At 66.9% G+C, this 24,048-nt stretch carries 25 protein-coding genes, 1 tRNA gene and 1 pseudogene; 7 read left to right on the top strand and 20 right to left on the bottom strand.

Annotated features, from left to right (window positions below):
- Positions 1–4 precede the first annotated feature (4 nt).
- Entirely contained in the window at positions 5–604 is a 600-nt protein-coding gene (locus ABIC94_RS26135; protein WP_436318105.1) for a LemA family protein, read from the bottom strand.
- Between the two features lie 46 nt (positions 605–650).
- Here ABIC94_RS26135 and ABIC94_RS26130 point away from each other — a divergent pair, with 46 nt between their 5' ends.
- Positions 651–1,424, top strand: a complete 774-nt coding sequence (locus ABIC94_RS26130; protein ID WP_354375935.1) for a hypothetical protein — start codon at positions 651–653, stop codon at positions 1,422–1,424.
- Here the strand turns inward: ABIC94_RS26130 and ABIC94_RS26125 are convergent.
- The 7 genes from ABIC94_RS26125 to ABIC94_RS26095 form a co-directional block, all read right to left on the bottom strand.
- Positions 1,421–2,107 carry a cysteine hydrolase family protein gene (locus ABIC94_RS26125; protein ID WP_354375933.1) on the bottom strand — a complete coding sequence of 229 codons (687 nt, stop codon included), beginning with the start codon at positions 2,105–2,107 and terminating at the stop codon, positions 1,421–1,423. The two genes, ABIC94_RS26130 and ABIC94_RS26125, sit on opposite strands and share 4 nt — an antisense overlap.
- On the bottom strand, positions 2,104–3,036 hold the full coding sequence (locus tag ABIC94_RS26120) for an ABC transporter permease (protein ID WP_354375931.1): 933 nt from the start codon (positions 3,034–3,036) through the stop codon (positions 2,104–2,106). The genes ABIC94_RS26125 and ABIC94_RS26120 overlap by 4 nt, the downstream gene beginning before the upstream one ends.
- Positions 3,033–4,193, bottom strand: a complete 1,161-nt coding sequence (locus ABIC94_RS26115; protein ID WP_354375929.1) for an ABC transporter permease — start codon at positions 4,191–4,193, stop codon at positions 3,033–3,035. Before ABIC94_RS26115 ends, ABIC94_RS26120 begins: the two co-directional genes overlap by 4 nt.
- Positions 4,186–5,718, bottom strand: a complete 1,533-nt coding sequence (locus ABIC94_RS26110; protein ID WP_354375927.1) for an ABC transporter ATP-binding protein — start codon at positions 5,716–5,718, stop codon at positions 4,186–4,188. The genes ABIC94_RS26115 and ABIC94_RS26110 overlap by 8 nt, the downstream gene beginning before the upstream one ends.
- 21 nt (positions 5,719–5,739) lie before the next feature.
- Positions 5,740–6,843, bottom strand: coding sequence for a BMP family ABC transporter substrate-binding protein (locus ABIC94_RS26105; RefSeq protein ID WP_354375925.1), 1,104 nt, complete (start codon positions 6,841–6,843; stop codon positions 5,740–5,742).
- A gap of 64 nt (positions 6,844–6,907) precedes the next feature.
- Positions 6,908–7,294 (bottom strand): VOC family protein, encoded by a 387-nt coding sequence (locus tag ABIC94_RS26100; RefSeq protein WP_354375923.1) that lies wholly within the window; start codon positions 7,292–7,294, stop codon positions 6,908–6,910.
- 341 nt (positions 7,295–7,635) lie between these two features.
- Entirely contained in the window at positions 7,636–8,640 is a 1,005-nt protein-coding gene (locus ABIC94_RS26095; protein WP_354375921.1) for an isopenicillin N synthase family dioxygenase, read from the bottom strand.
- Positions 8,641–8,837: 197 nt separating this feature from the next.
- Between ABIC94_RS26095 and rutR the strand changes: the two genes are divergently transcribed.
- The gene (gene rutR / locus ABIC94_RS26090) at positions 8,838–9,569 is read left to right on the top strand and encodes an HTH-type transcriptional regulator RutR (RefSeq protein ID WP_354375919.1); all 732 of its coding nucleotides are present in this window, start codon (positions 8,838–8,840) and stop codon (positions 9,567–9,569) included.
- Positions 9,570–9,610: 41 nt separating this feature from the next.
- On the opposite strand, the gene rutF is transcribed toward rutR, so the two are convergent.
- From rutF to ABIC94_RS26055, 7 genes are read right to left on the bottom strand one after another with little or no spacing between them, the layout of a single operon-like run.
- Positions 9,611–10,147 carry an NADH-dependent FMN reductase RutF gene (gene rutF / locus ABIC94_RS26085; protein ID WP_354375917.1) on the bottom strand — a complete coding sequence of 179 codons (537 nt, stop codon included), beginning with the start codon at positions 10,145–10,147 and terminating at the stop codon, positions 9,611–9,613.
- A 37-nt stretch (positions 10,148–10,184) separates the two neighbouring features.
- On the bottom strand, positions 10,185–10,781 hold the full coding sequence (locus ABIC94_RS26080) for a malonic semialdehyde reductase (protein ID WP_354375915.1): 597 nt from the start codon (positions 10,779–10,781) through the stop codon (positions 10,185–10,187).
- Positions 10,778–11,578 (bottom strand): pyrimidine utilization protein D, encoded by an 801-nt coding sequence (gene rutD / locus ABIC94_RS26075; RefSeq protein ID WP_354375913.1) that lies wholly within the window; start codon positions 11,576–11,578, stop codon positions 10,778–10,780. The genes ABIC94_RS26080 and rutD overlap by 4 nt, the downstream gene beginning before the upstream one ends.
- A gap of 2 nt (positions 11,579–11,580) precedes the next feature.
- On the bottom strand, positions 11,581–11,973 hold the full coding sequence (rutC, locus tag ABIC94_RS26070) for a pyrimidine utilization protein C (protein WP_354375911.1): 393 nt from the start codon (positions 11,971–11,973) through the stop codon (positions 11,581–11,583).
- A 22-nt stretch (positions 11,974–11,995) separates the two neighbouring features.
- Positions 11,996–12,790 carry a pyrimidine utilization protein B gene (gene rutB, locus ABIC94_RS26065; protein WP_354375909.1) on the bottom strand — a complete coding sequence of 265 codons (795 nt, stop codon included), beginning with the start codon at positions 12,788–12,790 and terminating at the stop codon, positions 11,996–11,998.
- Positions 12,791–12,801: 11 nt separating this feature from the next.
- Positions 12,802–13,914 carry a pyrimidine utilization protein A gene (gene rutA / locus ABIC94_RS26060; RefSeq protein WP_354375907.1) on the bottom strand — a complete coding sequence of 371 codons (1,113 nt, stop codon included), beginning with the start codon at positions 13,912–13,914 and terminating at the stop codon, positions 12,802–12,804.
- Positions 13,915–13,965: 51 nt separating this feature from the next.
- Entirely contained in the window at positions 13,966–14,109 is a 144-nt protein-coding gene (locus ABIC94_RS26055) for a hypothetical protein (protein ID WP_354375905.1), read from the bottom strand.
- 23 nt (positions 14,110–14,132) lie between these two features.
- On the opposite strand from ABIC94_RS26055, the gene ABIC94_RS26050 reads away from it, so the two are divergent.
- From ABIC94_RS26050 to ABIC94_RS26040, 3 genes are read left to right on the top strand one after another with little or no spacing between them, the layout of a single operon-like run.
- Positions 14,133–14,585, top strand: a complete 453-nt coding sequence (locus ABIC94_RS26050; RefSeq protein ID WP_354375903.1) for a YybH family protein — start codon at positions 14,133–14,135, stop codon at positions 14,583–14,585.
- A 36-nt stretch (positions 14,586–14,621) separates the two neighbouring features.
- Complete coding sequence (locus ABIC94_RS26045; protein ID WP_354375901.1) at positions 14,622–15,632, top strand: YheT family hydrolase; 1,011 nt, start codon at positions 14,622–14,624, stop codon at positions 15,630–15,632.
- A 5-nt stretch (positions 15,633–15,637) separates the two neighbouring features.
- Positions 15,638–16,186 (top strand): DUF2946 family protein, encoded by a 549-nt coding sequence (locus ABIC94_RS26040; protein WP_354375899.1) that lies wholly within the window; start codon positions 15,638–15,640, stop codon positions 16,184–16,186.
- Between the two features lie 69 nt (positions 16,187–16,255).
- On the opposite strand, the gene ABIC94_RS26035 is transcribed toward ABIC94_RS26040, so the two are convergent.
- The 4 genes from ABIC94_RS26035 to ABIC94_RS26020 all read right to left on the bottom strand — a co-directional run bounded on the left by ABIC94_RS26035 (position 16,256) and on the right by ABIC94_RS26020 (position 22,870).
- Positions 16,256–16,867 carry a c-type cytochrome gene (locus tag ABIC94_RS26035; protein WP_354375897.1) on the bottom strand — a complete coding sequence of 204 codons (612 nt, stop codon included), beginning with the start codon at positions 16,865–16,867 and terminating at the stop codon, positions 16,256–16,258.
- Between the two features lie 115 nt (positions 16,868–16,982).
- The gene (locus ABIC94_RS26030; protein ID WP_354375895.1) at positions 16,983–18,407 is read right to left on the bottom strand and encodes an efflux transporter outer membrane subunit; all 1,425 of its coding nucleotides are present in this window, start codon (positions 18,405–18,407) and stop codon (positions 16,983–16,985) included.
- A complete protein-coding gene (locus tag ABIC94_RS26025; RefSeq protein WP_354375893.1) occupies positions 18,400–21,564 on the bottom strand; it encodes an efflux RND transporter permease subunit in 3,165 nt (1,054 codons plus the stop codon). Before ABIC94_RS26025 ends, ABIC94_RS26030 begins: the two co-directional genes overlap by 8 nt.
- Positions 21,565–21,580: 16 nt before the next feature.
- On the bottom strand, positions 21,581–22,870 hold the full coding sequence (locus ABIC94_RS26020; RefSeq protein ID WP_354375891.1) for an efflux RND transporter periplasmic adaptor subunit: 1,290 nt from the start codon (positions 22,868–22,870) through the stop codon (positions 21,581–21,583).
- 176 nt (positions 22,871–23,046) lie between these two features.
- Between ABIC94_RS26020 and ABIC94_RS26015 the strand changes: the two genes are divergently transcribed.
- The gene (locus ABIC94_RS26015; protein WP_354375889.1) at positions 23,047–23,715 is read left to right on the top strand and encodes a TetR family transcriptional regulator; all 669 of its coding nucleotides are present in this window, start codon (positions 23,047–23,049) and stop codon (positions 23,713–23,715) included.
- 43 nt (positions 23,716–23,758) lie between these two features.
- Positions 23,759–23,833 (top strand) — tRNA-Arg (locus ABIC94_RS26010).
- A 115-nt stretch (positions 23,834–23,948) separates the two neighbouring features.
- On the opposite strand, the pseudogene ABIC94_RS26005 reads toward ABIC94_RS26010, so the two are convergent.
- A pseudogene (locus tag ABIC94_RS26005) lies at positions 23,949–24,048 on the bottom strand (IS481 family transposase); the annotation flags it as partial.

Here is a 24,048-nt window from a genome sequence, read left to right as displayed (position 1 = left end):
CGTCTTACTTCTTGGGCGTAGAAAAGTCGACGGTGGGCGGCGTCGAGATCTGTGCTTCGTTCTGCACCGAGAAGTTCGGCTTCGGCTCGTAGCTGAAGATCTTGGCCGTGATGTTCGTCGGGAAGCTGCGCGCCAGCACGTTGTACTCCTGCACCGTCTGGATGTAGCGGTTGCGCGCCACGGTGATGCGGTTCTCGGTGCCTTCGAGCGTCACGCGCAGGTCGCGGAAGGCCTGGTTGGCCTTCAGCTCCGGGTAGCGCTCCGACACCACCATCAGCCGCGACAGCGCCGACGAGAGCTCGCCCTGAGCCTGCTGGAACTTGTTGAAGGCTTCGGGGTTGTTCAGCGTCTCGGGCGTCACCTGGATCGACGTGGCCTTGGCGCGCGCCTCGATCACCTTGGTGAGCGTGTCCTGCTCGAAGCTGGCTTCGCCCTTCACGGTGGCCACGATGTTCGGCACGAGGTCGGCACGCCGCTGGTACTGGTTGAGCACCTCGCTCCAGGCCGATTTGCTCGTCTCGTCGAGAGACTGGAACTCGTTGTAGCCGCATCCGCTCAGGGACAGGACCGCAGCAAGAATCAAGAGCCAGCGTTTCATCATCATTTGCATTACCTCCGCAGAAGAGCCGGAAGTTAGCATAGATGGCTCCATGGCCCTCGATCCCCTTCAAGCCCTGCAGGCTGCCAACCGCGCGGTGCCGCCTGCAACCGCCCTTGCCACCGCAACGGCCGGAACGCTGCTGATTGCCGGCGCGACCGGCGCCCTGGGCCAGGAGCTGCTGCGCCGGCTCGCGGGCGGCCACCGCTTTGCCCATGTGCGGGTGCTGTCGCGCGAACCCATGCGCGACGGCATGCGCGGCGTCGAGACCTGCCTCTGCCCCGACCTGCCGATCGCGCAATGGGGGCTCACCTCGGCCGATACTGCGGTCATCGCCTTCGATCCGCCCCGGCTGTACCACGGCCGCGAGCGCGCGCTGTGGGTGCCGCAACCCTCCGACTTGCCCGAACTCTCGCGCTGGTTGCGCGCTTGCGGCGTGCAGACGCTCGCCATCGTGCAGCCGCACGACCAGGGCCGCCTGCCCGAGGCGCTCAAGCGCGGGCTGGCGAGCCTCGACGAGCAGGCGGTGGTCGCCAGCGGCTTCGAGCGCGTGATCCTCCTGCGTTCGGCGCGCAAGCCGCTGAATGCGAAATTGGCCAACCCCGCCGAAAGGCTTGCCGCATGGATGCTGTCGGTCATGCGCTTCATGGTGCCGACGAGCGAGCAGCCGGTGCGCCCCTCCAAGGTAGCCGAGCTGGTCGATGTGGCCCTGCGCATCGCACCCGCGGGCGTGCACGTGGCCGCGCCGGAACTGGTGTGGCAGGCGGCCCAGGGCGAGATGCAGCCGGTGGTGCGGCGCTGGCTGGGTCTTGAGGGTGCGGGCTAGCTCGCCGCTGTGCCGCGCCACTGGCGCAGCAGTTCGGCCGAGTCGACCACCAGCCCCAGGTGCAGCGACACCATGCTGAGCGCGGCGTTTTCCAGATGCGCATCGGTGCCGCGCACCAGGTCGCGCAGCACGATCACGCGGTAGTTGTGGTTGTTGGCATCGAAGGCTGTATTGAGCACGCAGCAATCGGTAAACCCGCCGTTGAGCACCACCGTTTCGATGCGCTGGTTGCGCAGCAGAAAGTCGAGGTCGGTCGGGTAGAAGGCCGACAAGCGGCGCTTGCTCTCCACGCGCATGTCGCCGGGCTCGACACGCGTCACCCACTCGGTCCAGCGCGAGCCTTCGATGGCGTGCGCGTCGGCATTCGGTATGGCGCCCACATGCAGCGGAAAGGTGCGGCGCCACGCAGCCGGAATGCCGTGGATGTCGTCCTCGCCGCCCGGCCGCAGCACCGATTTGACGTGCACGATGCGCACGCCCAGCGGGCGCGCTTCATCGTGAAAGCTGTCGATGGGGGCTACCACGTCGCGCGCACGCGGCGCGGGGCAGGGGCAGTCGGGGCTGTCGTCGAGGTGGCCGCGGTGCATGTCGATGGAGACCACCGCGGTGGTGGCCGGATCGAGGTAGTCCGCAAACTGCGCTGCGCCGAGTTCGCGCTCTTCGCCATAGACCCAGGCCTTCATCGCCGCTCCTCCCGAACATAGGGTTGGCCCAGAGCACCAGGCTCGTCGTCTCCGCCGCGCCGGGCCACTGCGACCCAGATCATCACGCCGAGCGTGACCGCATAGGGCGTCATCATCACGAAGTACTGCGGCAACTGCACGCCGGCCGCCGCAAGCTGCGGAATGAGCGCCTCGATGCAGCCGAACAGCAGCGCACCCACCAGCGCCTTCCACGGCGACCAGCGCGCGAAGATCACCAGCCCCACGGCGATCCAGCCGCGCCCGCCGGTCATGCCCGCGATCCAGAGCTTGGTGCTGACCACGGAGATGTACGCGCCGGCCAACCCCACCAGCGCCGAGCCTGCGAGCACTGCGGCAAGCCGCCACAGGGTGACGCGGATGCCGGCGGCATCGGCCGCCTGCGGGTTCTCGCCCACCGCGCGCAAGCGCAGCCCGGCCGAGGTGCGCGAGAGAAACCAGGCCACGGCAAGAAAAACAGGCAGCGTGAGCCACACCATCGCGTTCTGCTCGAACAACCGGCCCACGCCGGGCAGCAGCGACAGGGGCCACAACGCCATGGCACCGATGCCTTCGGTGGCATGGTTGGTCCATTCGGCCAGCGAGCCGACGAGCGCGGTGAGGCCCTGGCAGAAGAACACCAGCGCGAGCCCCGCAATCACCTGGTTCACGCGCAGCCAGATCACCATCACCGCGAACAGCAGCGAGACCGCGCTGGCCGCGAGCATCGCAAGCACCAGCGACACGCCCGGCTGCCCCATGGCGATTTGTGCGCCGATGCCCGCGAGCGCGCCCACGAGCATCAGGCCCTCGGCGCCCAGCGACAGCACGCCGGCGCGCTCGCTGATGATCAGCCCCAGCGCCGCAAGCGCGTAAGGCACCGCGAAATCGGGCGTGCTCGCGAGCCAGTTGAGAACGATGCTGCCGCTCATCGCGCGGCCTCCGCGATATCGGTTCCGATGCGCCGCAACCGGTGGCGAATGAAAAAATCGCTCGATGCCACGCTCACCACGATGATGGCCTGGATCAGCTGCACCATCGAGAACGGCACCTGGTAGAACACCTGCAGGCTGCGGCCGGTGACGAACAGCGCCGCCACCAGCAGCGCGACCACGGTGGCCGCGAGCGGGTTGTTGCGCGCGAGAAAGGCGATGAGGATGCCGGAGAAGCCATAGCCCTGGTAGAAGGCCTGCGTGAGTCGCCCTTCCTGCCCCGAGGCCACCGCAAAGCCCGCGAGCCCGGCCATCGCGCCCGACAGCAGCACGGCGCCATAGATGGTGCGGCGCACCGGCACGCCATTGGCATGCGCCACGCGCGGATTGGCATCGACGAAGCGCAGGTACAGCCCGGCCCGGCTCACGCCCACCAGCCACCATGCCAAGAGCGCCACCACCGCCGCGAGCAAGATGGCGCTGCTCACGCCGGCGCCAAGTTCGGGCAGCCGTTCGAAGGCGCGGAACTGCGGCGAATAGGGAAAGTTGTCCTTCGGGTCTTTCCAGCTGCCGTAGACCAGGTGCAGCAGGAAGTTGGCCGCCATGTAGTTGAGCATCAGCGTGGAAATGATTTCGTTCACGCCGAGCCTGATCTTCAGCCATGCGGGGCCGAGCACCCAGAGCAGTCCGCAGCCGATGGCGGCCGCGAACATCAATGGCAGGCGCAGCGGCTCGGGCCCGATCTGCCACATCGAAATGGCGGTCGCGCCGATGGCGCCCCAGATCATCTGGCCCTCGAGTCCCAGGTTCCAGAAGCGTGCCCGAAACGCCAGCGAGCCCGCCAGGCCCACAAGGATCATCGGCGCGGCCTGGAACAGCACGGCGCGAAAGTTCTGGCCGTCGAAAAAGGTCTGCATCACGAACTCGTTGGCGAGCTCGTCCGCGGGAACGCCGGCCGCCACCAGAATCGCGGCGGAAATTGCCAGGCCGAGCAGCAGCGCCGCCGCAAGGATCAGCGCCTGCCGCCGCCATGCCATGTGCTGGCGGATCTCGAGCGCATAGCGCCGCAGCGCCAGCGGCTGGCGCCGCGCCCGGTGAGCAGCATCCGCATCGGTCTGCGCCGGCTGGGCGATGGCTGCGAGCGTTGCGTCAACCATGGTCCACCATCGCCTGTCCAATCGCCTGCCGGTCGGCGGGCTGTGCGAACTCGCCGGCAATGCGCCCGCGCGTCATCACGCCCACGCGGTCGGCCAGCTGCAGCACCTCGTCGAGGTCTTCGCTGATCAGCAGCACAGCGGCGCCGCCGTCGCGCGCGGCGCGCAGGCGCGCATGCACCTCGGCGCTCGCGCGCACGTCGAGCCCGCGGCTCGGGCTGTGCGCGAGCACCAGCGAGGGCGACTTGCCGAACTCGCGCGCGAGCACCAGCTTCTGTGCGTTGCCGCCGGAGAGCAGCGCGGCCTTCTGCGCCACCGAGCGCACCCCCAGCACATCGAAGGCGCGAACCGCCTCCTGCGTATCGGCCTGGATGCGGCCACGCCGCAGATGCCACGCCGGGCCGTAGCGGCCGGTGTGCACGCGGCCGATGGCGTAGTTCTCGGCCACCGAAAGGCCGCCGGCCAGCGCGAGCCCGTAGCGGTCGGCCGGAATCGCGGCAATGCCCATGGCGCGGCGCGCTGGTGCGGCCGTGGTCTTGAGGTCGCCGTGGCCGCTGAGGTGGATCTCTCCTTCGAGCGGTCCGCCGGCATCGGGCAGGCCCATGATCGCGCCGGCCAGTTCGCCCTGTCCATTGCCGCCGACGCCAGCCAGTCCGTAGATTTCTCCCGCATGCAGCTCGAGGTCGACGCCGTCGAGCACGCGGCGTCCTTGCGGCGATGCCGCGGAGCGCAGGCCGCGTACCGTGAGCCGCACCGGGCCGCGCGGCGAGTTCGCCGCCTGAAAGCCCTGTGTCGCAATCGATTCGCCCACTGTGAGCTTCACGAGTTCGGCCACCGGCGTGGCGCCCGGCTCCAGCGTGGCCACCGTGCGGCCCCCGCGCATCACCGTCACGCGATCGGCATAGGTCTTCACGTCGGCCATCTTGTGCGTGACCAGCACCACGGCGGAGCCGGCACGCGCGAGCGCCCGCACCGTCTGCAGCAGGCGCGCGGCTTCCTGGTCGGTCAGCACCGCGGTGGGCTCGTCGAGAATCAGGATGCGCGCGCCGGCGAGCAGAACCTTGAGAATTTCGACGCGCTGCTGCTCGGCGATCGAGAGCGTGTCGATGCGCTTGGCGGGATCGATGTCGAAGCCCAGCTCCGATGCCTTGTTGCGGATGTCGCGCGAGATCTCGCGCAGGCGTTCCCCGTGGCTTTGAAACCCCGCCGGCGGCGGCGCGGTAAGCAGGATGTTCTCTGCCACCGTGAACGGCCGCACCAGCTTGAAATGCTGGTGAACCATGCCGATGCGGTGCCTTGCCGCGTCGGCCGGGCCGGCAAAGCGCACCACGTTGTCGTCGACCAGCAGCTGGCCGGCTTCGGGCGCATAGAGCCCGGCCGCGATGTTCATCAGCGACGACTTGCCCGCGCCGTTCTCGCCCAGCAGCGCATGCACCTCGCCCCAGCGCGCGGCAAAGCTTGCGTCGGTTAGCGCCGCAAAGCCGTCGAAGGTCTTGCGGATGCCGGTGAGTTCGAGCGCGTTGGGCATGCTGGATTGCCTGCTTCTTTTTTACTTCTGCGTGACCACGCCCTTGACGAACCAGTCCATCTTCCAGAGGTCGGCGTCCGACAGCACCGCGCCCTTGGCCACGCGCTCCTTGCCGTCGCGGTCGGCGAGCGGGCCAGCGTAGACGTGCTTGCCTTTCATGATGGCGTCGCGCTCGGCGGTGATCGCCGCGGCCTTGTCCTTGGGCACCGCGGGGCCGAAGCCCGCAATGTCGGTGCCGCCGTCCTTCATCTCGATGAAGGCACCGTATTGGCCGGGCTTCCAGTTGCCGGCCATGATCTTCTTGAGCTCGGGCGTCAGGAAGCGGTCCCACACCCACACTGACGAGCACAGCGTGGCCTTGGGTGCGAACTGGCGCAGGTCGCGGTGGTGGCCGGTGCCGTACACGCCGCGCTCCTGCGCCACGATCTGCGGCGTGGGCGAGTCGACGTGCTGGCCGATCACGTCGGCGCCCTGGTCGATCAGCGCGGCCGCGGCGGCGCGTTCCTTTACCGGGTCGTTCCAGGCGCCGGTGTAGATGACGTTGACGGTGGCATTGGGGTTCATCTTCTGCGCACCGAGCGCGAAGGCGTTGATGGTCCAGTTCACCACGCCGAAGGGGTTGGCTGCAACGAAGCCGAGCTTGCCGGTCTTGGAGGCCGCGCCCGCGGCCATGCCGCAGAGATACTGGCTTTCGTAGGTGCGGCCGTAGAAGGACTCGAGGTTGCTGCCGTTGGTGGTGCCCGAGCCGTTCAGGAACGCTACGCCGGGGTACTTGGCGGCCAGGTCCTTGAAGCTGTCCGAATAGCCGAAGGCGGTGCCGATCACGATGTTGGCGCCGCGCTGGATGAACTTCTCGGCCGCCGGCTTGATGGCCGATGCGTCTTCGGGCACGTTCTCGACGAACTGGATCTTCTGGCCGATTTCCTTCTCGATCTTCACGCGTGCTTCGTCGAAGGCCTGCGTCCAGCCGCCATCGTTCTTCGGGCCGAAGTAGAGCATCGCGATCTTCGGCTTGTCCTTGAGCGTGAAGCCGTCGGCTGCCATGGCGGGCAGCGTGAAGAACGCGCCGCCGGTCGCGAGCGTCAGGGCAAGGCCGAGGAAGCCGGTAGAGGGTGTGCGCAGCATGGAGCAACCTTTCGTGGGAAGCATGGGGAGTGACAGAAGGAAAAGAGGAGGGGTGCCGCGCGCGTCACATCATGAAGTTGATGCGAAACACATTGCCCTCGGGATCGAGCAGTACCGACTGGTACCAGTTGTAGTAAGTGACGTAGGGCGGCTTCACCAGCGTGGCGCCGGCCTCGAGCGCGACGGGCACCATGCGGTCGACGTCGTCCTTGCTGTCGACGTCGATGTTCAGCAGGAACTTCACGCCGCGCGTGTCGGAGAACTCGGCCAGGTGCAGCAGCTCATAGGCATCGAGCGCGTTGAAGCCGAGGCTCGACTTGCCGGTATCGAGTCCGCGGAAGATCGGCGAGCGGATCGCCTCGATCTCGGCGAAGCCGAACACGCGCTGGTAGAAGCCGCTGAGCGCGACCACGTCTTTTGCGAAGACGTTGACGTAGGAGAGATGGGGCATGTCAGTTGCTCATTGCTCTTTGTTCTTGGCGCTGTTGTTCTTGTTCAGGGCTTGTGCAAAGGCCACCGGGTACTCCCCTCCGCGAATGTCCCCCGCCTTCGGCTCCTCCTTTATTTCGCTGCGGGGAGCACCCGGTGCCCTGTGCACACCGGGCGCTGCGCTTGTGCTGGCTGATCAACCACCGCTCTGAATCACGCTCACGTCGATGGGGTGCCTTGCGCAGCGAAATAAAGGAGGAGGCCGCAGGCCGGGGGACATTCGCGGAGCAAGGTACCCCGTCGGCGGGTGCGCGCCCAGAACACGGAACCCAGCAAATCGAAGAGCAGGTTTTCATCGTGCGCCTAAGCCACAGCCTTGGTACCACCAAAGGTCGTCTGCTTCACGAACTTGGAGGTCAGGTGGTCGCCCGATGAAATGGGCGCGTACTTCGGCTGCTCGCCCGGCGCCAGGCAACTTGGCAGGCACTCGACCATCGCGTCGTAGTTGGGCTGGTGAAAGAACACCAGCGACTGGCGGCGGTTGGTGCTGGCCACTTCGAACGGCGGATTGACCACGCGGTGCAGCGTGGACACCCACTGGTCGTTGGTCCACTGCATCATCAGGTCGGCAATGTTGACCACCAGGCCGCCTTCCACCTGCGGCACGTCGACCCACTGGCCCGCCTTGTTGAAGACCTGCAAGCCCTTGTCGTCGGGCAGCACGATGGTGAGGCTGCCGTAGTCGCTGTGCGCGCCTGCGCGCAGTTGGCCGGGCAGCGGCGCTTCTTTCTGCGGCGGATAGCTCAGCACGCGAAACATGCTGATGTGCCTGTCGATCTTGTCGTCGAAGAATGGCTCGGGCAGCGCAAGGCCGAGCGCGAAGATGCGCATCAGCGAACGCGAGAGATCGCTCATGGCATCGAAGTAGCCTTCATAGGCTTCGCGAAACCCGTCGATGGGTGGCCAGCTGTTGGGTTCGAAGTGCGGGCCTGCGGCGGGGCCGCGGTGGTAGTCGTCGTCGGGCACGTTCGAGGGGCCGATCGAGAACGACTCCTTCAGGTCGCCGGGCGCGGCCTCTTCCAGGCTGTAGGAAAGCCCTTCTTCGCCGACCGCGCTGTAGCCGCGTACGGCGTCTTCGCGCGGCCGGTCGACCTTGCGCTTTTCGGCCAGCGGCATGTCGAAGAACTGGCGCGACAGCGATGACACGCGCGCAATCAGCTCGGCCGGAATGCCGTGGTTGGTGATGACGAGAAAGCCGATGCTGCGGCAGGCCTCGTCGACTTTCTTGGCGACCTCCGCCTTGCCTTCGGCCGTGCCGCCGAAGTAGGGCGCGAGATCGATGATGGGTACGGACAGCAGGGTTGTCATGTGTCGGTCCTCGTGCTTGGCATGCCTTTCGCCATGCAACGTCTGTGCCAGTTGGACCAAATGGACAAAACGCATTTGTCGCGTCAGCATGGTGCGCGCCACGCGTGCCGGAAGGCCTGCCCGGCGCAACGCGATGCACCGCGGCCTTACAGTGGTGCGCGTTGAAAAAAGAGTTCGTAATCGAGAAGCGAGGGAAGATGCCGAAGACCAAGGCGCTGGCCGCAGCCAGCAGCACAAAGAAGACCCCGGCCAAGAGCGCTGTGAAAGGCCTGGTGCGCAAGTCCGCGAAGCCCGCGGTGCGCAGCGCCTCGGCGGTGAGCCGCAGGCTGCGCCAGATCGAGGACAAGCGCAGCGCCATCCTCGGCGCTGCGCTGGGCCTGTTCTCGCGCTTCGGATTGCATGGCACCTCGATCGACCAGGTGGCGGCGCGCGCCGATGTGTCCAAGAGCAACCTGCTCTATTACTTCGCGAACAAGGAGGAGCTGTATGTGAACGTGCTGCGCGACCTGCTCGCGCTGTGGCTCGAGCCGCTGCGCGGCTTCAGCGCCGAGCAAGACCCGCGAACGGCCATCGGCGACTACATTCGCCGCAAGCTCGTGATCTCGCGCGACCGGCCGGATGCATCGCGCCTTTTCTGCCTCGAAATGATCCAGGGCGCGCCTCTGCTGCGCGACGAGCTGGACCGGGAACTGCGCACGCTGGTGGAGCGCAAGTCGGAGGTCATCCGTTCATGGGTCGCGTCCGGCAAGCTCGCGCCGGTCGATCCGCACCACCTGATCTTCGCGCTGTGGGCGGTCACGCAGCACTACGCGGATTTCGGCGTGCAGGTGCAGGCGCTGACGGGGCATACGCTGGAAGATGCGGCCTTCTTCGAGCAGACGGTGGAGAACGTGCAGCGGATCGTGCTGCAGGGGATTGCACCGCGTTAGGGAGTTGCTCCCTCTCCCGGAGGGAGAGGGGAGAAGAGGGTTCAGTGCGGCGGCGCCGCGATCTCGTGATAGCGGCGGTCGAAGTAGATCAGGCTCTGCGCCGCGCCACCGATCGCAATCGCCAGCGCTTCACAGAACAGCACGTCATGCGTGCCCGCGCTGGTCGCGCGCACCACGCGGCAGTCGAACGACGCAGCCGCATCGTCGAGCACCGGCGAGCCGGTCGCCTTGCGGCTCCAGCGGCCGGCGGCAAAGCGTTCGTCCATCGGCGTCTTGCCGCCGAACAGGCCCGAGAGCGTTTGATGTCCCGCGGCCAACACGTTCACGCAGAGCACGCCGTTGGCGGTGAATGCGGGGTACACCGAAGCCGATCGGTTCAGGCACACCAGCAGCATCGGCGGTTCGTCGGTCACGCTGCACACGGCCGAAGCGGTGAAACCGGCGCGGCCCGCGGGGCCGTCGGTGGTGATGATGTTGACCGCCGCGCCCAGCCGCGCCATGGCGTTGCGGTAATCGGCCTTGGGCAGTGCCGGCGGCAGGCTGCTCGATTCGGCGTGGGAGGCTATGGCGTTCAGCATGTCGGAGCTCCGGAATCGTGATGTGCGCGCTCTGGCTTCAGGCCAGAAGGCAGGCTTCTTCGAAGGCGAGCCGCGGCAGGCGGCCGAACACCTTGGCCGCATCGCCGTGGCCGAGGTTGATCAGAAAGTTGGTGCTCCAATCGGTGCCCTCGAAGAACGCGGCATCGACTTTCGCCTTGTCGAAGCCCGACATCGGCCCTGCATCGAGTCCCACCGCACGCGCGGCGAGCAGCAGGTAGCCTGCCTGCAGGCTGGCGTTGCGAAACGCGGTTTCATGCGCGGCTTCGGCGCTGCCGGTAAACCAGCTGCGCGCGTCGGCATGCGGAAACAGCGCGGGCAGCCTGTCGTAGAACTTGCGATCCCAAGCCGCGATCACCGTGACCGGTGCGGCCATCGTCTTGTCCAGGTTGCCCTTGGAAAGCGCAGGCGCAAGGCGCTGCTTGCCCTCCGGTGTGCGAACGAACGCGAAGCGTGCGGGCGAGCAGTTGGCCGAGGTCGGGCCCATGCGGGCGAGGGCATAGACCTGTCGGAGCTGCGCATCCGTCACGGGCTCCGCGGTCCAGCCGTTGTGGCTGCGTGCTTCGGTAAAGAGAAGTGCCAGTGCGGCGTCGTCGAGGGCTGGGGTGGTGGTCATGCGGGAACGCCGGGTGCGCTGACCCGGGAAAGAAAGTCGAGCAGGCTGCGGTTGAAGGCGTCGGCCTCGGTCACGCTGTGCGCATGGCCGCCGTGCGGCATGAAGTGGAGCGTCACGTCGTGCAGGCCGTCGGCCAGGTGCTGGGAGCAGGTCCACGGCACCAGCGCGTCGTCCATGGCGGCGGCCACCAGCGTGGGCGCGGTGATGTCGCCAAGGTGCGCGTCGATGTCGAAGGCACGCAGCGCGCCGATGCGCGCACGCATGTTGGCCTCGCCGGGGAAGTGCGCGAAGGCATGGTCGACCTCGTCGGCCACGCGCTGCGCATGTTCCGCGCACCAGGCCGCGGGATACAAGAAGATCGGCTGCGCTTCCACGTACGCGCGCGGTCCGCAGGCATCAAGCAGCGCGAGCCGTGCATCGAAGCAGCGAGCCGAATGCGGGTTGGGCTTCGACCATGCATTGACGAGCACCAGGCTGGCCACGCGCGAGGGGTCGTCGAGCGCGAGTTGCAGCCCGACGAGCCCGCCGAGCGCGTGGCCCACCAAGTGGCAGCGCGGCGTGGACGTGGCATCGAGAATTTGCACCACGTCGCGCGCCATGTCGGCAATGGCGTAACCCGCGTCCAGCGCCGCGGGGCTTCGGCCCGTGCCGCGCTGGTCGTACGCAATCACGCGATGGCCCGCTGCGACAAGCGCGCCGATCTGCGGTTGCCAGAAGGCGGCCGAGCCGCCCAGGCCCGACGACAGCAGCACCGCCTCGCCGTCGGCCGGCCCATGCACTTCGTAGTGCAGCGGCATGCTCAGGCCTTGTTGCCCACGTGGGCGATCGACGCGATCTCGACCAGCGCGTCGGGCTTCACGAGGCCGCACTGGATGCAGTAGCGCGCGGGCTTGGTGCCCGGAAAGAACTCGGCGTACACCGCGTTCACCTTCGCGTAGTCGGCCCAGTCCTTGATCATGATCATGTTGAAGGTCACGTCGTCCATGGTGCCGCCGGCCGTTTTGATCACGTTCTGGATCGTCTCGAGCACGTGGCGCGTCTGCGCGGAGGCGTCGCCCACGTGGACCACGTTGTTGTCCTTGTCGAAGGGCAGCGTGCCCGACACGTAGACGATGCCGTCGGCCATGGTGCCGGGCACGAACGGGGCGATCGGCGTGGTGGTTCCGGCCGGGATGATGGCTTGCTTGGGCATGAGGGTGGGCTCCTTAGAAAGATCAGGCAATGGCCGCTTCGGCCGGAACGGATTGGGCGGCGGCGAGCTTCGGCGCAAACGTGGCGCAGAACTGATCCACTGTCGAGACCCAGCCGAAGAAGGTCTCGACGTTGTAGACGGAGGCCTTCTGTATGGCCGCACCACCCAGTTCGTGCGTGGCGTCTTCGAGCATCACGGCGAAGTACTCGAGATGGAACGCATCGCGCAGCGTCGACTCCACGCACACATTGGTCGCGATGCCGGTGAACACCAGGTGGCGGATGCCGCGCGCGCGCAGCGTGCTGTCGAGCGTGCTGTTGAAGAAGCCGCTGTAGCGCGTCTTCGGCACCACGATGTCGCCGGGCTGCGGCTTCATCTCTGCGATGAGCTCGTAGTCCCAGCCGCCCTTGGCGAGGAACTTGCCCGCGAGCTCGGGCTTGGCGCGCATGGTCTTGAGTGCGTTCGACTTGTGCCAGTTGGGCGAGCCCGGCCCGCCGGCCTCGACGTAGGCGGCGTCCCAGCCGTTCTGCAGAAACACCACCAGCATGCCGGCGGCGTGTGCTGCGGCAATGGCGCGTGCGATGTTGGCGATGGTGCCTTGCGCGCCTGAAATGTCGAAGCCCGCCGAGTCGACATAGCCGCCAATCGATGCATAGGCGTTCTGCATGTCGACCACGATCAGGGCCGAGTCGGTGGCATGCAGCGCCAGCGGCTCGGGCCGGGCGGGCAGCACCAGCGGCGCGGGTGCGCCGGGCAGGCGCGGCACGCCGACGGGCGTGGTCGAGGTGAGCGTGGTGTTGCGTGCGGGCGTGGCCATGCGCTTCTCCTTCAGGCCGCAAGGCGCTCGGGTTCGGCCTGCGAGGCCACCGGGCTCTGCACATGCGCGCGGCTCTTCATCAGCGGCTGGATGCGTTCGCCGAAGGCCGCAACACCCTGCAGGAAGTCGTCGAAAGTGAGCAGCACGCCTTCGGTGCCCGGCACCTCGGCCATCTCGTCGAGCAGGCGCGCAACGGTGGCGTAGGAGCCCACCAGCGTGCCCATGTTGATGTTGACGGCCGAGGTCGGGTCGGCCATCTGGCGCACGTTGGTGTCGGCGCCCGACTTGGTGTCTGCCGCGCCCTGCTGGCCCAGCCACGCAATCGCTTCGTGGTCGGCGCCCGCCTTGTAGTGCTCCCACTTGGCGCGCGCGGCCTCGTCGGTTTCGTCGGCAATCACCATCATCAGCACGTAGGTGGTGACGTGGCGGCCGGTCTTGCGCGTGGCTTCGATGAGCTTCTCGGCCGCGGGCGCAAAGGCCTTGGGCGTGTTCACGCCCTTGCCGAAGCAGAAGTTGTAGTCGGCGTACTTGGCGGAAAAGTCCATGCCCGCATCGCTCTGGCCCGCGCAGATCACCTTCATGTCCGCTTGCGGGCGGGGGCTCAGGCGGCAGTCGTCCATCTGGAAGTGCGCGCCCTTGAAGTCCGACTGGCCGGTGCCCCAGAGATCGCGCAGCACCTGGATGTATTCCGAGAGGTACTGGTAGCGCGTGCCGAAGAACTGGTCGCCGGGCCACATGCCCATTTGCGAATATTCGGGCCGCTGCCAGCCGGTGACAAGGTTCAGGCCGAAGCGGCCGCCGGAGATCGAATCGATGGTCGACGCCATGCGCGCGACGATGGCCGGCGGCATCACCAGCGAGGCCGCGGTGGCGAAGAGCTTGATCTTCGTGGTGACAGCCGCGAGCCCGGCCATGAGCGTGAACGACTCGAGGTTGTGGTCCCAGAACTCGGTCTTGCCGCCGAAGCCGCGCAGCTTGATCATCGACAGCACGAAGTCGACACCGTAGCGCTCGGCCGTGAGCGTGATTTGCTTGTTGAGCTCGAAACTGGGCTTGTACTGCGGCGCGTTTTCGGAGAGCAGCCAGCCGTTGTTGCCGATGGGAATGAAGATGCCAACGTTCATGCAGAAGCTCCTGTTGCGTGGTCGCAAAGCCCTATGCATGGCCCGTGCCAGTTAAAAAAGTCCTTTCAAATCAATGGCTTGAATGTTTTTTAATGTTTCGTTTTGACCATTTGGTCCAAAATGGAGCAGGTGAACCGCCCGGCTTGCGGCAGCACGGTGCGCCGGAAGGCCAAAGCGGTGCAGCGCCCGCGTCATGGATCGCGCGGCAAAATCACCCCATGCCCAAGACCCCACTCCGTGCCGCCGCGGCCATCGGCGGTACTGCCGACGACATCGAGGCGGCTTTCTATGAAGCGCTGCAGCGCGGCGACATCGACGCCCTGATGGCGTGCTGGGCCGACGAGGACGAGGTGTTCTGCGTGCATCCCGGCGGCCCCCGCCTGGTCGGCGCCACGGCGATCCGCGCGGCTTTCGAGCAGATGTTCGGCAACGGCGCCATCCACGCGATGCCCGCGCGCGTACGCAAGATCGAGTCGCTCGCGAGTGCGGTGCACAACGTGCTGGAGCGCATCGAAGTGCTCACGCCCGAAGGGCCGAAGCATGCCTTCGTGCTGGCCACCAACGTCTATCACAAGACCGCCGAAGGCTGGCGCATGGTGGCGCACCATGCAAGCCCCGGCAGCGCGCGGGAGCCCGTCGATGCGAACGACCCGCCCCAGATCCTGCACTGATCGATGCCTGGCGACGTTCCCTCTCCACATTCATCGATGGGCTACGCGGCACCGCGCTGGCTGCCCGGTGGCAACCTGCAGACCATCTGGGCGGCGCTCTACGCGCGCCGTTTCGATGGAGCGGCGCCGGTGTACCGCCGCGAGCGCTGGAACGCGCCCGACGGCGACTTCATCGATGTCGATTTCGTCGATGCGCCCTTGCCGGGCCCGCGGCCGCTGCTGGTGCTGTTCCACGGGCTGGAGGGCTCCTCCCGCAGCCACTATGCAGAAGCTTTCGCGGCATTTGCAGCCGCGCAGGGCATGGCCTTTGCAGTGCCGCATTTCAGGGGCTGCAGCGGCGAGCTGAACCTGGCGCCGCGCGCCTACCACTCGGGCGACTACGAAGAAATCGACTGGATCCTGCGGCGCATGCGCGAGCAACAGGCGCGCCGCGGCGGCGGCCCGGTGCTGGCCGCGGGCGTTTCGCTGGGCGGAAATGCGTTGCTGCGCTGGGCCTGCGAGGCCGGCAATACGGCCCTCGATTCGGTGAATGCGGTGGCTTCGGTGTCTGCGCCGCTCGATCTCGCGGCGGGCGGCGAGGCCATCGGCCGCGGCTTCAACCGGCTGGTCTATACGCGCATGTTCCTCGCCACCATGAAGCCCAAGGCGCTGGCCAAGCTGGCGCAGTTTCCCGGGCTGTTCGACCGCGAGCGCCTGCTTGCGGCGCAGGATCTCTATACCTTCGACGACGTGTTCACGGCGCCGCTGCACGGCTTTCGCAACACCGACGACTACTGGGCGCGGGGCTCGTCCAAGCCGCACCTGAGCGCGATTCGCGTGCCCACGCTGGTGGTGAACGCACTCAACGACCCGTTCATTCCGGCCCGCAGCCTGCCCGGGCCGGGCGAGGTCGGGCCGCACGTCACGCTGTGGCAGCCCGCGCACGGCGGGCATGTGGGTTTTCCGCTCGGTCCGCCGCCCGGGCATGTGTACGGCATGCCCGAGCGTGTGGGGGGCTGGCTCAGCCAGTTCGCGCCACCCATTCCGCTGCGCGGACGCGCAGAATAGCTTTCATGGACGACATCGTTAAACAGGCGCTCGCCAAGTGGCCCAACGTGCCGCACTGCTACGGCTGGCTCGGCCTCGACGCCCGCGGCAACTGGTACATGCGCGACGACCGCACGCAGGCCCAGGGCCCGTTCCCGGCCGCGAAGGGCTCGATGCTGCGGCACGACAAGCTGATCGATTTCATCCACCGCAACTACGACCACGACGACGAAGGCCAGTGGTTCTTCCAGAACGGGCCCCAGCGCGTCTATGTCGAACTCGAGGTGGCGCCTTTCGTCTGGCGCGTTGCCGACGACAAGGGCTTTGCCGTCACGGCCCATACAGGGCAGGCGGCCGACGTGTCGGGGTGCCTGCTCGACGAGGAGGGCCGCCTCTATCTGGTGGCTCCCATCGGGCTCGGGCTGGTTCATACGCAGGACGTAGGCCTGGCGTCCGAAGCCATCGAGCAGGGCTTGTGGACGCCCGAGCCGGTGCGCTCCAGCGAGCTGCCGCAGCGCTTCGGCCATGTGCTGAGCCCGGCGGCACGCCAGCCGGCGGGGGCTGCCAAACCCTGATGGGGCGCGGTGCGGACATGAAAAAGCCGGCGCGAGGCCGGCTTTCTTTTTTGGGGGCAGAGCCCCGGTTTACTTGCTCGCGCTGGCCGGTGCGGCGGCCGAAGCGGCGCCATCGGCGGGTGCAGCTGCCGCGGCAGGACGCTCGGGCACCGGGAACTTGGCGCCGCCGGCATTGGCCAGGTAGACCACGGCACGGCCGATTTCGAGGTCTTCGAAGTCGCCGCCGCCCTGGGCCGGCATTGCACCCTTGCCATGCAGCGCATGGTCGAGCAGCGTTGCGTAGCCCTGGCCGATGCGCGGGCCCCAGGCTGCGGCGTCGTTCAGGTGGGGCGCGCCGGGAATGCCGGGCGGGGCGTGGCAGGCGGCGCACTGCGCCTTGAAGACGGCGTCGCCGGCCGCGAGCGGACGGTTGGCGTCGCGGATCTCGATGGTGCCGACCTTCTTGAGCCGTTCGGCCACTTCGCGAGCACGCGCCTCCTGCGACACGCCGTAGAGGGCCATGTTGTCGCCCTGGGCGGTGCCTGCGGGCTTGTTATCCGAAACCACATAGGCCACAAGGCCCACGATGATGAGGATGGGGGCAAGAAAAGAGAAAAATACCGCCAGCAGCAGTTGCTTCGGGTTCTTGATCGGGCCGGTGTGGGCGTCTTCTGTGGCCTGGTAGTGCGGGTCTGCGCTCATTGGCGTCCTCAATAACGGGGGCTCGTCGGGGGGCTTTTTCGAATCAACCGGCGATTATAGAGAGGCCCTCCGCCCAAAGGACGGAAGGCCTGCCCGGAGCCGTCGCGCGAAAGCCTCAGCCCTTGTTGGCCGGCGTGGCCCAACCGCCGCCCAGCGTCTTGTAGAGCGTGACCTGGTTTTGCAGCTGCAAGAGCCGCGTGGTCACGGCCGATTGCTGGGCCGTGTACAACGAACGTTGTGCGTCCAGCAGGTCGAGCGCGCTGGCAATGCCGTTGCGGTAGCGCATGTCGGAAAGCTTGAAGCGCACCGCTTCGGCGTCGGCCTGCGCGCGTTGCGCCCGCACCTGCTCGCCCAAGGTGGCGCGGCCGGCCAGGGCGTCCGCCACTTCGCGGAAGGCCGTCTGGATCGACTTTTCGTACTGCGCCACGGCAATCTCGCGCCCCGCCTTGGCCGAGTCGAGCCCCGCGATGTTGCGCCCCGCATCGAAAATGGGCAGCGTGATCTGCGGCGAGAAGGCCCAGGCCTTCGATCCGCTGTCGAACAGGCCCGAGAACTCGCTGCTCGCGGTGCCGATCGAGGTGGTCAGCGACACGCGCGGGAAGAACGCCGCGCGCGCAGCGCCGATGTTGGCGTTGGCCGCAATCAGCTGCTGCTCGGCCGAGCGGATGTCGGGCCGTTCGGTCAACAGGTCGGAGGGCAGGCCCGCGGGCACGTCCGGCATCGGCTTGATGCTTTCCAGGCCCTTGGCGCCGCCGGCCGTGGCTTCCGCCGGCACCGGCGCACCGAGCAGCAGGGCGAGCGCGTTCTCGTCTTGCTGGCGCGTGCGCAGCTGCTGCGCATAAGAAGCACGCGCGGTTTCGGCGAGCGAATTCGCGGCCTGGAAGTCGAGCTCCGACGACACGCCGTTGTCGAAGCGCATCTTGGTCAGGCGCACCGATTCTTCGCGCGTGACCATCGTCTGGCGCGTGAGCTCGAGCAGTTCGTCGTCGGCAATCAGCGTGAGCCAGCCCGTGGCGACGGACGCGATCAGGCTGATTTGCGCGGCCTTGCGCGTTTCCTCGGTGGCAAGGTATTGCGCCAGCGCCTGGTCCTTCAGGCTGCGGATGCGGCCGAAGAAGTCGATTTCCCAGGCGGTGATGCCCAGGTTCACGCTGTACTGCGAAGACACGCTGCCCGCGCTGCTGTCGAAGGCCTGGAACTGATTGGGGCTCGAGCGCGACCCGCTGCCGGTAAGGCCCAGCGCCGGGAACAGGGCCGAGCGCTCGATCTGGAATTGCGCGCGCGCCTGCTCGATGTTGAGCACCGACACCCGCAGGTCGCGGTTGTTGGCAAGCGCGGTCTGGATCAGCCCGGTCAGCCGGGGGTCGGTGAAGAAGTCCTGCCAGGGCAGGGCGGCCGCGGCCTGGCCCGCCGGCTGCGCCGGGTCGCCCGGGAAGGTGGTGGGCACCGGCGCCGCGGGGCGCTCGTAAGTCGGAATCAGCGAGCAGCCGGCCAGCAGCAAGGCTGCGGCCAGGGCCGTGGGAATCAGTTTCTTAGTCATGTGTCTTTTCCTCCGAGATGCCGGCGGCCTCCGCATGCCGCTTGTCGGCTTCATGCTGGCGCGCGCTCCCCTTGAACAAGGTGCGCACCACCACGAAGAACACCGGCACGAAGATCACGGCCAGCACCGTGCCCGTGACCATGCCGCCGAGCACGCCGGTGCCGATGGCGCGTTGGCTCGCCGAGCCCGCGCCCGAGGCGATGGCCAGCGGCACCACGCCCAGGCCGAAGGCCAGCGAGGTCATGATGATCGGGCGGAACCGCAGGTGGGCGGCGGCCAGCGCCGATTCGATGATGCCCTTGCCCTGCGCCTGCAGGTCCTTCGCAAACTCGATGATCAGAATCGCGTTTTTCGCGGAGAGGCCGATGATGGTGATCAGCCCCACCTGGAAGTACACGTCGTTCGAGTAGGCGCGCAGCATCGTCGCCAGCAGCACGCCCAGCACGCCGAGCGGCACCACCAGAATCACCGACAGCGGGATCGACCAGCTCTCGTACAGCGCGGCCAGGCAAAGGAACACCGCAAGAATGGCGAAGCCGTACAGCACGATGGCCTGCGAACCCGCGAGCTTTTCTTCGCGCGACTGGCCCGTCCACTCGAAGCCGAAGCCTTGCGGCAACTGCGCGGCGAGCTTTTCCATCTCGGCCATGGCGGCACCCGTGCTCTGCCCCGGCGCCGCGTCGCCGCTGATGCGGATGGCGGGGTAGCCGTTGTAGCGCACCGTTTGCGTGGCGCCCGTGACCCACTTCGTGGTGGCAAAGGCCGACAGCGGCACCGGCTGGCCCTGCGTGTTGCTGGCATTGAGCTTCAGCAGGTCGTCCGGCTGCATGCGGGCGGGCGCATCGGCCTGCACCACCACGCGCTGCAGGCGGCCGCGGTTCGGAAAGTCGTTGATGTAGCTCGAACCCAGGCCGGTCGACAGCGTGGCGTTGATCGCATCGAAGCTCACGCCCAGCGCGCTGGCCTTGTCGCGGTCGATGTCGATCTGCAGCTGCGGCGCATCTTCCAGGCCATCAGGGCGAACCTGCGCCAGGATCTTGCTCTGCCCGGCCATGCCCAGGAGCTGGTTGCGTGCGTTGATCAGCGCGTCGTGGCCGGCGCCCGAACGGTCTTGCAAGCGGAAGCTGAAGCCGCTGGCATTGCCCAGTTCAGGAATGGGCGGCGGGCTCAGCGGGTAGATGAACGCATCGCGAATGCCCGAAAGCGCACCGAAGGCGCGGCCCGCAAGGGCGCTGGCCGAATGGGCCGGGTCCTTGCGTTCTTCCCAGTCCTTCAGCGTCACGAAGGCAAGGCCCGCGTTCTGCCCCTGGCCCGAGAAGCTGAAGCCCATCACGCCCACCATGCTCTGCACTTCGGGCTGCTTCAGGATGAAGCCTTCGACCTGCTGCATGACCGACAGCGCACGCTCTTGCGTGGCACCCGGGGGCAGCTGCACGTTCACGATGATGTTGCCCTGGTCTTCCGCCGGCAGGAACGAGCTCGGCAGGCGCATGTAGGTGAACACCACCGCGCCGATGATCACGGCGTAGATGATCAGGTAGCGCGCAGCGCGGCGCAGAATGCGCGCGACCAGGCTTTCATAGCCCTTGGCCGTGCGCGTGAAGCCGCGGTTGAACCAGCCGAAGAAGCCGCGCTTCTCGTGATGGTGGCCAGCTTCGACCGGCTTGAGCAGCGTGGCGCACAGCGCCGGCGTGAGCGACAGCGCCATGAAGGCCGAGAAGGCGATCGACGTCACCATCACCGCCGAGAACTGGCGGTAGATGTTGCCCGTGGACCCCGCGAAGAACGCCAGCGGCACAAACACCGAAATCAGCACCACGGTCACGCCGATGATGGCGCCCGAGATCTGCTTCATGGCCTTGCGGGTGGCTTCGAGCGGCGAAAGCCCCTCTTCGCTCATGATGCGCTCGACGTTTTCGACCACCACAATGGCGTCGTCCACCACGATACCGATCACCAGCACCATGCCGAACATGGTCAACACGTTGATCGAGAAGCCGAGTGCGAGCAGGGCCGCGAACGTACCCAGCAGCGCGATCGGCACCACAATGGTCGGGATGATCGTGTAGCGCCAGTTCTGCAAGAACAGGAACATCACCAGGAACACCAGCGCAATGGCTTCCAGCAGCGTCTTGACCACTTCGGTGATGGAGATCTGCACGAAGCGCGAGCTGTCGTACGGAATGTTCCACTTCACGCCTTGCGGGAAGAAGCGCTCGAGTTCCGCCATCTTGGCGCGGATCGCCTTGGCCGACTCCAGCGCGTTGCCGTTGGGCGAGGGCTGCACGCCAATGCCGACCGCCGGCACGCCGTTCAGGCGCGCCGAGGTGGCATACGACTGGCCGCCGAGCTCGACGCGGGCCACGTCCTGCAACCGCACGGTCGAGCCGTCGGTGTTGGCGCGCAGCACAATTTTCTTGAACTGGTCGACGTTGGCCAGCTGGCCGTTTACCACCACAGTGGCCGCAATGGCCTGGCCGGGAATGTTGGGCAGGTCGCCAAGGGTGCCCGAAGACACCTGCGCGTTCTGCGCGCGGATGGCGTTGTTGACGTCGGTCGCCGACAGGTTGAAGCCCTGCAGCTTGGCCGGGTCGACCCAGATGCGCATCGCGTTTTCTGAGCCGAACAGCTGGGCCTGGCCCACGCCGACCACGCGCTGCAGTTCCGGCACGACGTTGCGCGCGGCATAGTCGCCGAGTGCAATGGGGTCGAACGCGGGATTGTCCGAGGACAGCATCACGAACATCAGGAAGTTGTTGCGCGACTTGTCCACGCGCACGCCCTGCTGCGTTACCGCCGCCGGCAGGCGCGGCGTTGCGCGCGAGAGCCGGTTCTGCACGTCCACCTGCGCGAGGTCGTCGTTGGTGCCGGCCTCGAAGCTGATCGTGATGGTGCCGGTGCCGTCGGCCTGGGCCACCGATTCCATGTAGATCAGGCCCGGCGAGCCGTTCATTTCGCGCTCGATCACGGACAGCACGCTGTCCTCGAGCGTCTGGGCCGAGGCGCCGGGGTAGGCGACGTTGATCACGATGGCAGGCGGTGCCACCGGCGGGTATTGCGAGATCGGCAGCTGGGTAATTGCCACACCGCCCATCACCAGGACGAACAGTGCGATCACCCAGGCGAAGATCGGGCGGTCGATAAAGAATTTGGCCATGCGGGCGCGCTCCTGATTACTTCTTCTCGGCCGGCGCAGCCGCCGCACCGCTGGCTGGCGCCGCTGCGGCAGACGCCGCCGGCGCTGCCGGTTGTGCCGCGCCGTTCGGCGCCGGCTTCTTCCAGGGAACGGCCTTCACGGGCGTGCCGGGCGGCATCATCTGCAGCTTCTGGAAGCCGTCGACCATCACCTGTTCGCCCGCCTTCAGGCCGTCGAGCACCACCCACTGGTTGTCCTTGGCGGCGCTGATCTTCACGGTGCGCTGGCTGATCTTGCCGTCGGCGCTCACCACCGACACCGTGTCGCCCTGCTGGGTGCGCGTCACGGCCTGCTGGGGAATCGTGATCGCGTTGGTGGCCTGGGCCTGCTCGAGTTTCACACGCACATACAGGCCGGGCAGCAACTCGCCCTTCGGGTTGGGCACCTCGGCGCGCAGCGTGACCTGGCCGGTGGTCGGATCCACCGTCAGGTCGGAGAACAGCAGCTTGCCGGGCAGCGCGTAATCGGTGCCGTCTTCCAGCACCACCGTGACGCTGGCGGCCTCTTCGCCGTTGGCGCGCTTGTACTGGCCGGCAGCCAGTGCGCGGCGCAGCTTCAGCACGTCGGAAGCCGACTGCGTGAAGTTCACATACACCGGGTTGATCTGCTGCACCACGGCCAGCTCGGTGGCGTCGCCCTGGCCCACCAGTGCGCCTTCGGTCACCAGCGCGCGGCCGATGCGGCCCGCGATGGGCGAGGTCACGTCGGCGTAGCCGAGATTGATCTTGGCCGTTTGCACTGCGGCGCGGCCCGCGGCCACATCGGCCTCGGCCGTCTTTTGCGAGGCCACGGCCGTCGAGTATTCCTGCTTGCTGACGGCATTGGCCTCGACCAGCGGCTTGTAGCGGTCGGCCAATGCCTTGGCCTGCACGGCATTGGCTTCGGCGCGGGCCAGCGTGGCTTGTGCGTTCTGCGAGGCGGCCACCAGCGGCGCCGGATCGATGCGGAACAGCAGCTGGCCCGCCTTCACGTCGCTGCCTTCGCGGAATTCGCGCTTCAGCAGGATGCCCGAGGCGCGGGCGCGAACCTGCGCCATGCGCGAGGCCTCGAGCCGGCCCGGCAGTTCGGTGACCAAGCCCACGTCGGTTGGCGCGGCAACCACCACGCCCACTTCGGGCGCCGGCGGGGCACCGCCGCCGGCTGCACCTCCCTTGCCGGCTGGCGCATCGCCCTTGGAACAGGCCGCGAGCGCCAACACCACAGCAACGGCCACGATCGCGAGGCGCGGCGAGAACGAAGATTGACGCGAAACATGCAGGAGAGGCATGCGAATCCTTTGAAGCAAAGACGGGAGATGGCGCGTTCGCGAAGCGAACAGAAAACCAGCATAAACAGCCGGGCCATCGGGGAAGCCCGCTAGTTTACATACATTCATGGATGTATAGTGACAGCATTGAATGGCCCCACGATACGGAAAGGGCTTGGCTTTACAAATCAGGAGACTTGGTGGCACGTCGTACGAAGGAAGAAGCATTGGCTACGCGGAATCGGTTGCTCGATGCCGCGGAGCTGCTGTTTCAGGCGCAAGGCGTCTCGCAGACCTCGCTGCAGCAAATTGCGCAACAGGCCGGCGCGACCCGTGGCGCCATTTATTGGCACTTCAAGGACAAGGCCGACCTGTTCAACGCCATGATGGAACGCGTCATCCTGCCGCTGGAGGCCGGCCCCCGGGCCGCCGCGGCGGCCGGCAACGACGACCCCCTGGCCGAAATAGAAGAGGGCATGGTGCATGCGCTCACCCTCATGACCACCGACCCCCAGGTGCGCCGCGTGTTCGACGTGGCCACCCACAAGGTCGAATACACGCACGACATGGCATCGGTGCAGCAGCGGCACCTGGACGCGCGCAACGCCTGCGTCACCGATTTTGAAAAAGCCCTGCGCCTGGCGGCCCGCCGCAGCAACATCAAGCTGCCGGTGCCTGGCCATGTGGCCGCGCAGGGGCTGCATGCGCTCATCAGCGGACTTATTCAGAACTGGCTGCTCGACCCGACCGCCTTCGACCTGGTGCTCAGCGGCCGGCGCACGTTCCGCGTTTACCTGGCCGGACTGGGCTTTGGCCGGAACTCGACCGCGGGCGTCGGGAACGAAGCTGAAGAAGTCGCCGCCTGATAGGCGATAATGCGTGGCTCCGGTTCTGCCGGAACCCAGATTCCTCGCTGTATTTCAACGGATAGAATTCGGCCCTCCGAAGGCTGAGATCCAGGTTCGATTCCTGGCGGCGGGACCAAATAGCAAAGCCGGACACTTTTAAAGGTGTCCGGCTTTTTGTTTTCTTGGTTGGGGATGATTTCTAACGACCCTCTGCATTTTTGGTGCGGTGTCGATAACTGTGGCACCCAGCTCTAGTTGTGAAGCGTCAAGAGGTTGTTTCTTGACGAGTTGAGTCTGGCCATGGGCGCGATGCCGCCGATACCGCTGTGCGGGCGATGCCAGTTGTAGTGG

The organism is Variovorax paradoxus (assembly GCF_040544635.1).
GTDB lineage: Bacteria > Pseudomonadota > Gammaproteobacteria > Burkholderiales > Burkholderiaceae_C > Variovorax > Variovorax paradoxus_R.
This window is presented reverse-complemented; position numbering and strand designations above follow the sequence as displayed.

Excerpts from the sequence above, each read along its gene's own strand:
- ABIC94_RS26115 (WP_354375929.1), bottom strand. The coding sequence starts at position 4,193 with ATGGTTGACGCAACGCTCGCAGCCATCGCCCAGCCGGCGCAGACCGAT.
- ABIC94_RS26050 (WP_354375903.1), top strand. The coding sequence starts at position 14,133 with ATGCCCAAGACCCCACTCCGTGCCGCCGCGGCCATCGGCGGTACTGCC.
- ABIC94_RS26120 (WP_354375931.1), bottom strand. The coding sequence starts at position 3,036 with ATGAGCGGCAGCATCGTTCTCAACTGGCTCGCGAGCACGCCCGATTTC.
- rutB (WP_354375909.1), bottom strand. The coding sequence starts at position 12,790 with ATGGCCACGCCCGCACGCAACACCACGCTCACCTCGACCACGCCCGTC.
- ABIC94_RS26055 (WP_354375905.1), bottom strand. The coding sequence starts at position 14,109 with ATGACGCGGGCGCTGCACCGCTTTGGCCTTCCGGCGCACCGTGCTGCC.
- ABIC94_RS26020 (WP_354375891.1), bottom strand. The coding sequence starts at position 22,870 with ATGCCTCTCCTGCATGTTTCGCGTCAATCTTCGTTCTCGCCGCGCCTC.
- ABIC94_RS26045 (WP_354375901.1), top strand. The coding sequence starts at position 14,622 with ATGGGCTACGCGGCACCGCGCTGGCTGCCCGGTGGCAACCTGCAGACC.
- ABIC94_RS26135 (WP_436318105.1), bottom strand. The coding sequence starts at position 604 with ATGATGATGAAACGCTGGCTCTTGATTCTTGCTGCGGTCCTGTCCCTG.
- ABIC94_RS26130 (WP_354375935.1), top strand. The coding sequence starts at position 651 with ATGGCCCTCGATCCCCTTCAAGCCCTGCAGGCTGCCAACCGCGCGGTG.
- ABIC94_RS26125 (WP_354375933.1), bottom strand. The coding sequence starts at position 2,107 with ATGAAGGCCTGGGTCTATGGCGAAGAGCGCGAACTCGGCGCAGCGCAG.
- ABIC94_RS26025 (WP_354375893.1), bottom strand. The coding sequence starts at position 21,564 with ATGGCCAAATTCTTTATCGACCGCCCGATCTTCGCCTGGGTGATCGCA.
- ABIC94_RS26080 (WP_354375915.1), bottom strand. The coding sequence starts at position 10,781 with ATGACCACCACCCCAGCCCTCGACGACGCCGCACTGGCACTTCTCTTT.
- rutF (WP_354375917.1), bottom strand. The coding sequence starts at position 10,147 with ATGCTGAACGCCATAGCCTCCCACGCCGAATCGAGCAGCCTGCCGCCG.
- rutR (WP_354375919.1), top strand. The coding sequence starts at position 8,838 with ATGCCGAAGACCAAGGCGCTGGCCGCAGCCAGCAGCACAAAGAAGACC.
- ABIC94_RS26030 (WP_354375895.1), bottom strand. The coding sequence starts at position 18,407 with ATGACTAAGAAACTGATTCCCACGGCCCTGGCCGCAGCCTTGCTGCTG.
- ABIC94_RS26035 (WP_354375897.1), bottom strand. The coding sequence starts at position 16,867 with ATGAGCGCAGACCCGCACTACCAGGCCACAGAAGACGCCCACACCGGC.
- ABIC94_RS26095 (WP_354375921.1), bottom strand. The coding sequence starts at position 8,640 with ATGACAACCCTGCTGTCCGTACCCATCATCGATCTCGCGCCCTACTTC.
- ABIC94_RS26100 (WP_354375923.1), bottom strand. The coding sequence starts at position 7,294 with ATGCCCCATCTCTCCTACGTCAACGTCTTCGCAAAAGACGTGGTCGCG.
- rutC (WP_354375911.1), bottom strand. The coding sequence starts at position 11,973 with ATGCCCAAGCAAGCCATCATCCCGGCCGGAACCACCACGCCGATCGCC.
- rutD (WP_354375913.1), bottom strand. The coding sequence starts at position 11,578 with ATGCCGCTGCACTACGAAGTGCATGGGCCGGCCGACGGCGAGGCGGTG.
- rutA (WP_354375907.1), bottom strand. The coding sequence starts at position 13,914 with ATGAACGTTGGCATCTTCATTCCCATCGGCAACAACGGCTGGCTGCTC.
- ABIC94_RS26110 (WP_354375927.1), bottom strand. The coding sequence starts at position 5,718 with ATGCCCAACGCGCTCGAACTCACCGGCATCCGCAAGACCTTCGACGGC.
- ABIC94_RS26105 (WP_354375925.1), bottom strand. The coding sequence starts at position 6,843 with ATGCTGCGCACACCCTCTACCGGCTTCCTCGGCCTTGCCCTGACGCTC.
- ABIC94_RS26040 (WP_354375899.1), top strand. The coding sequence starts at position 15,638 with ATGGACGACATCGTTAAACAGGCGCTCGCCAAGTGGCCCAACGTGCCG.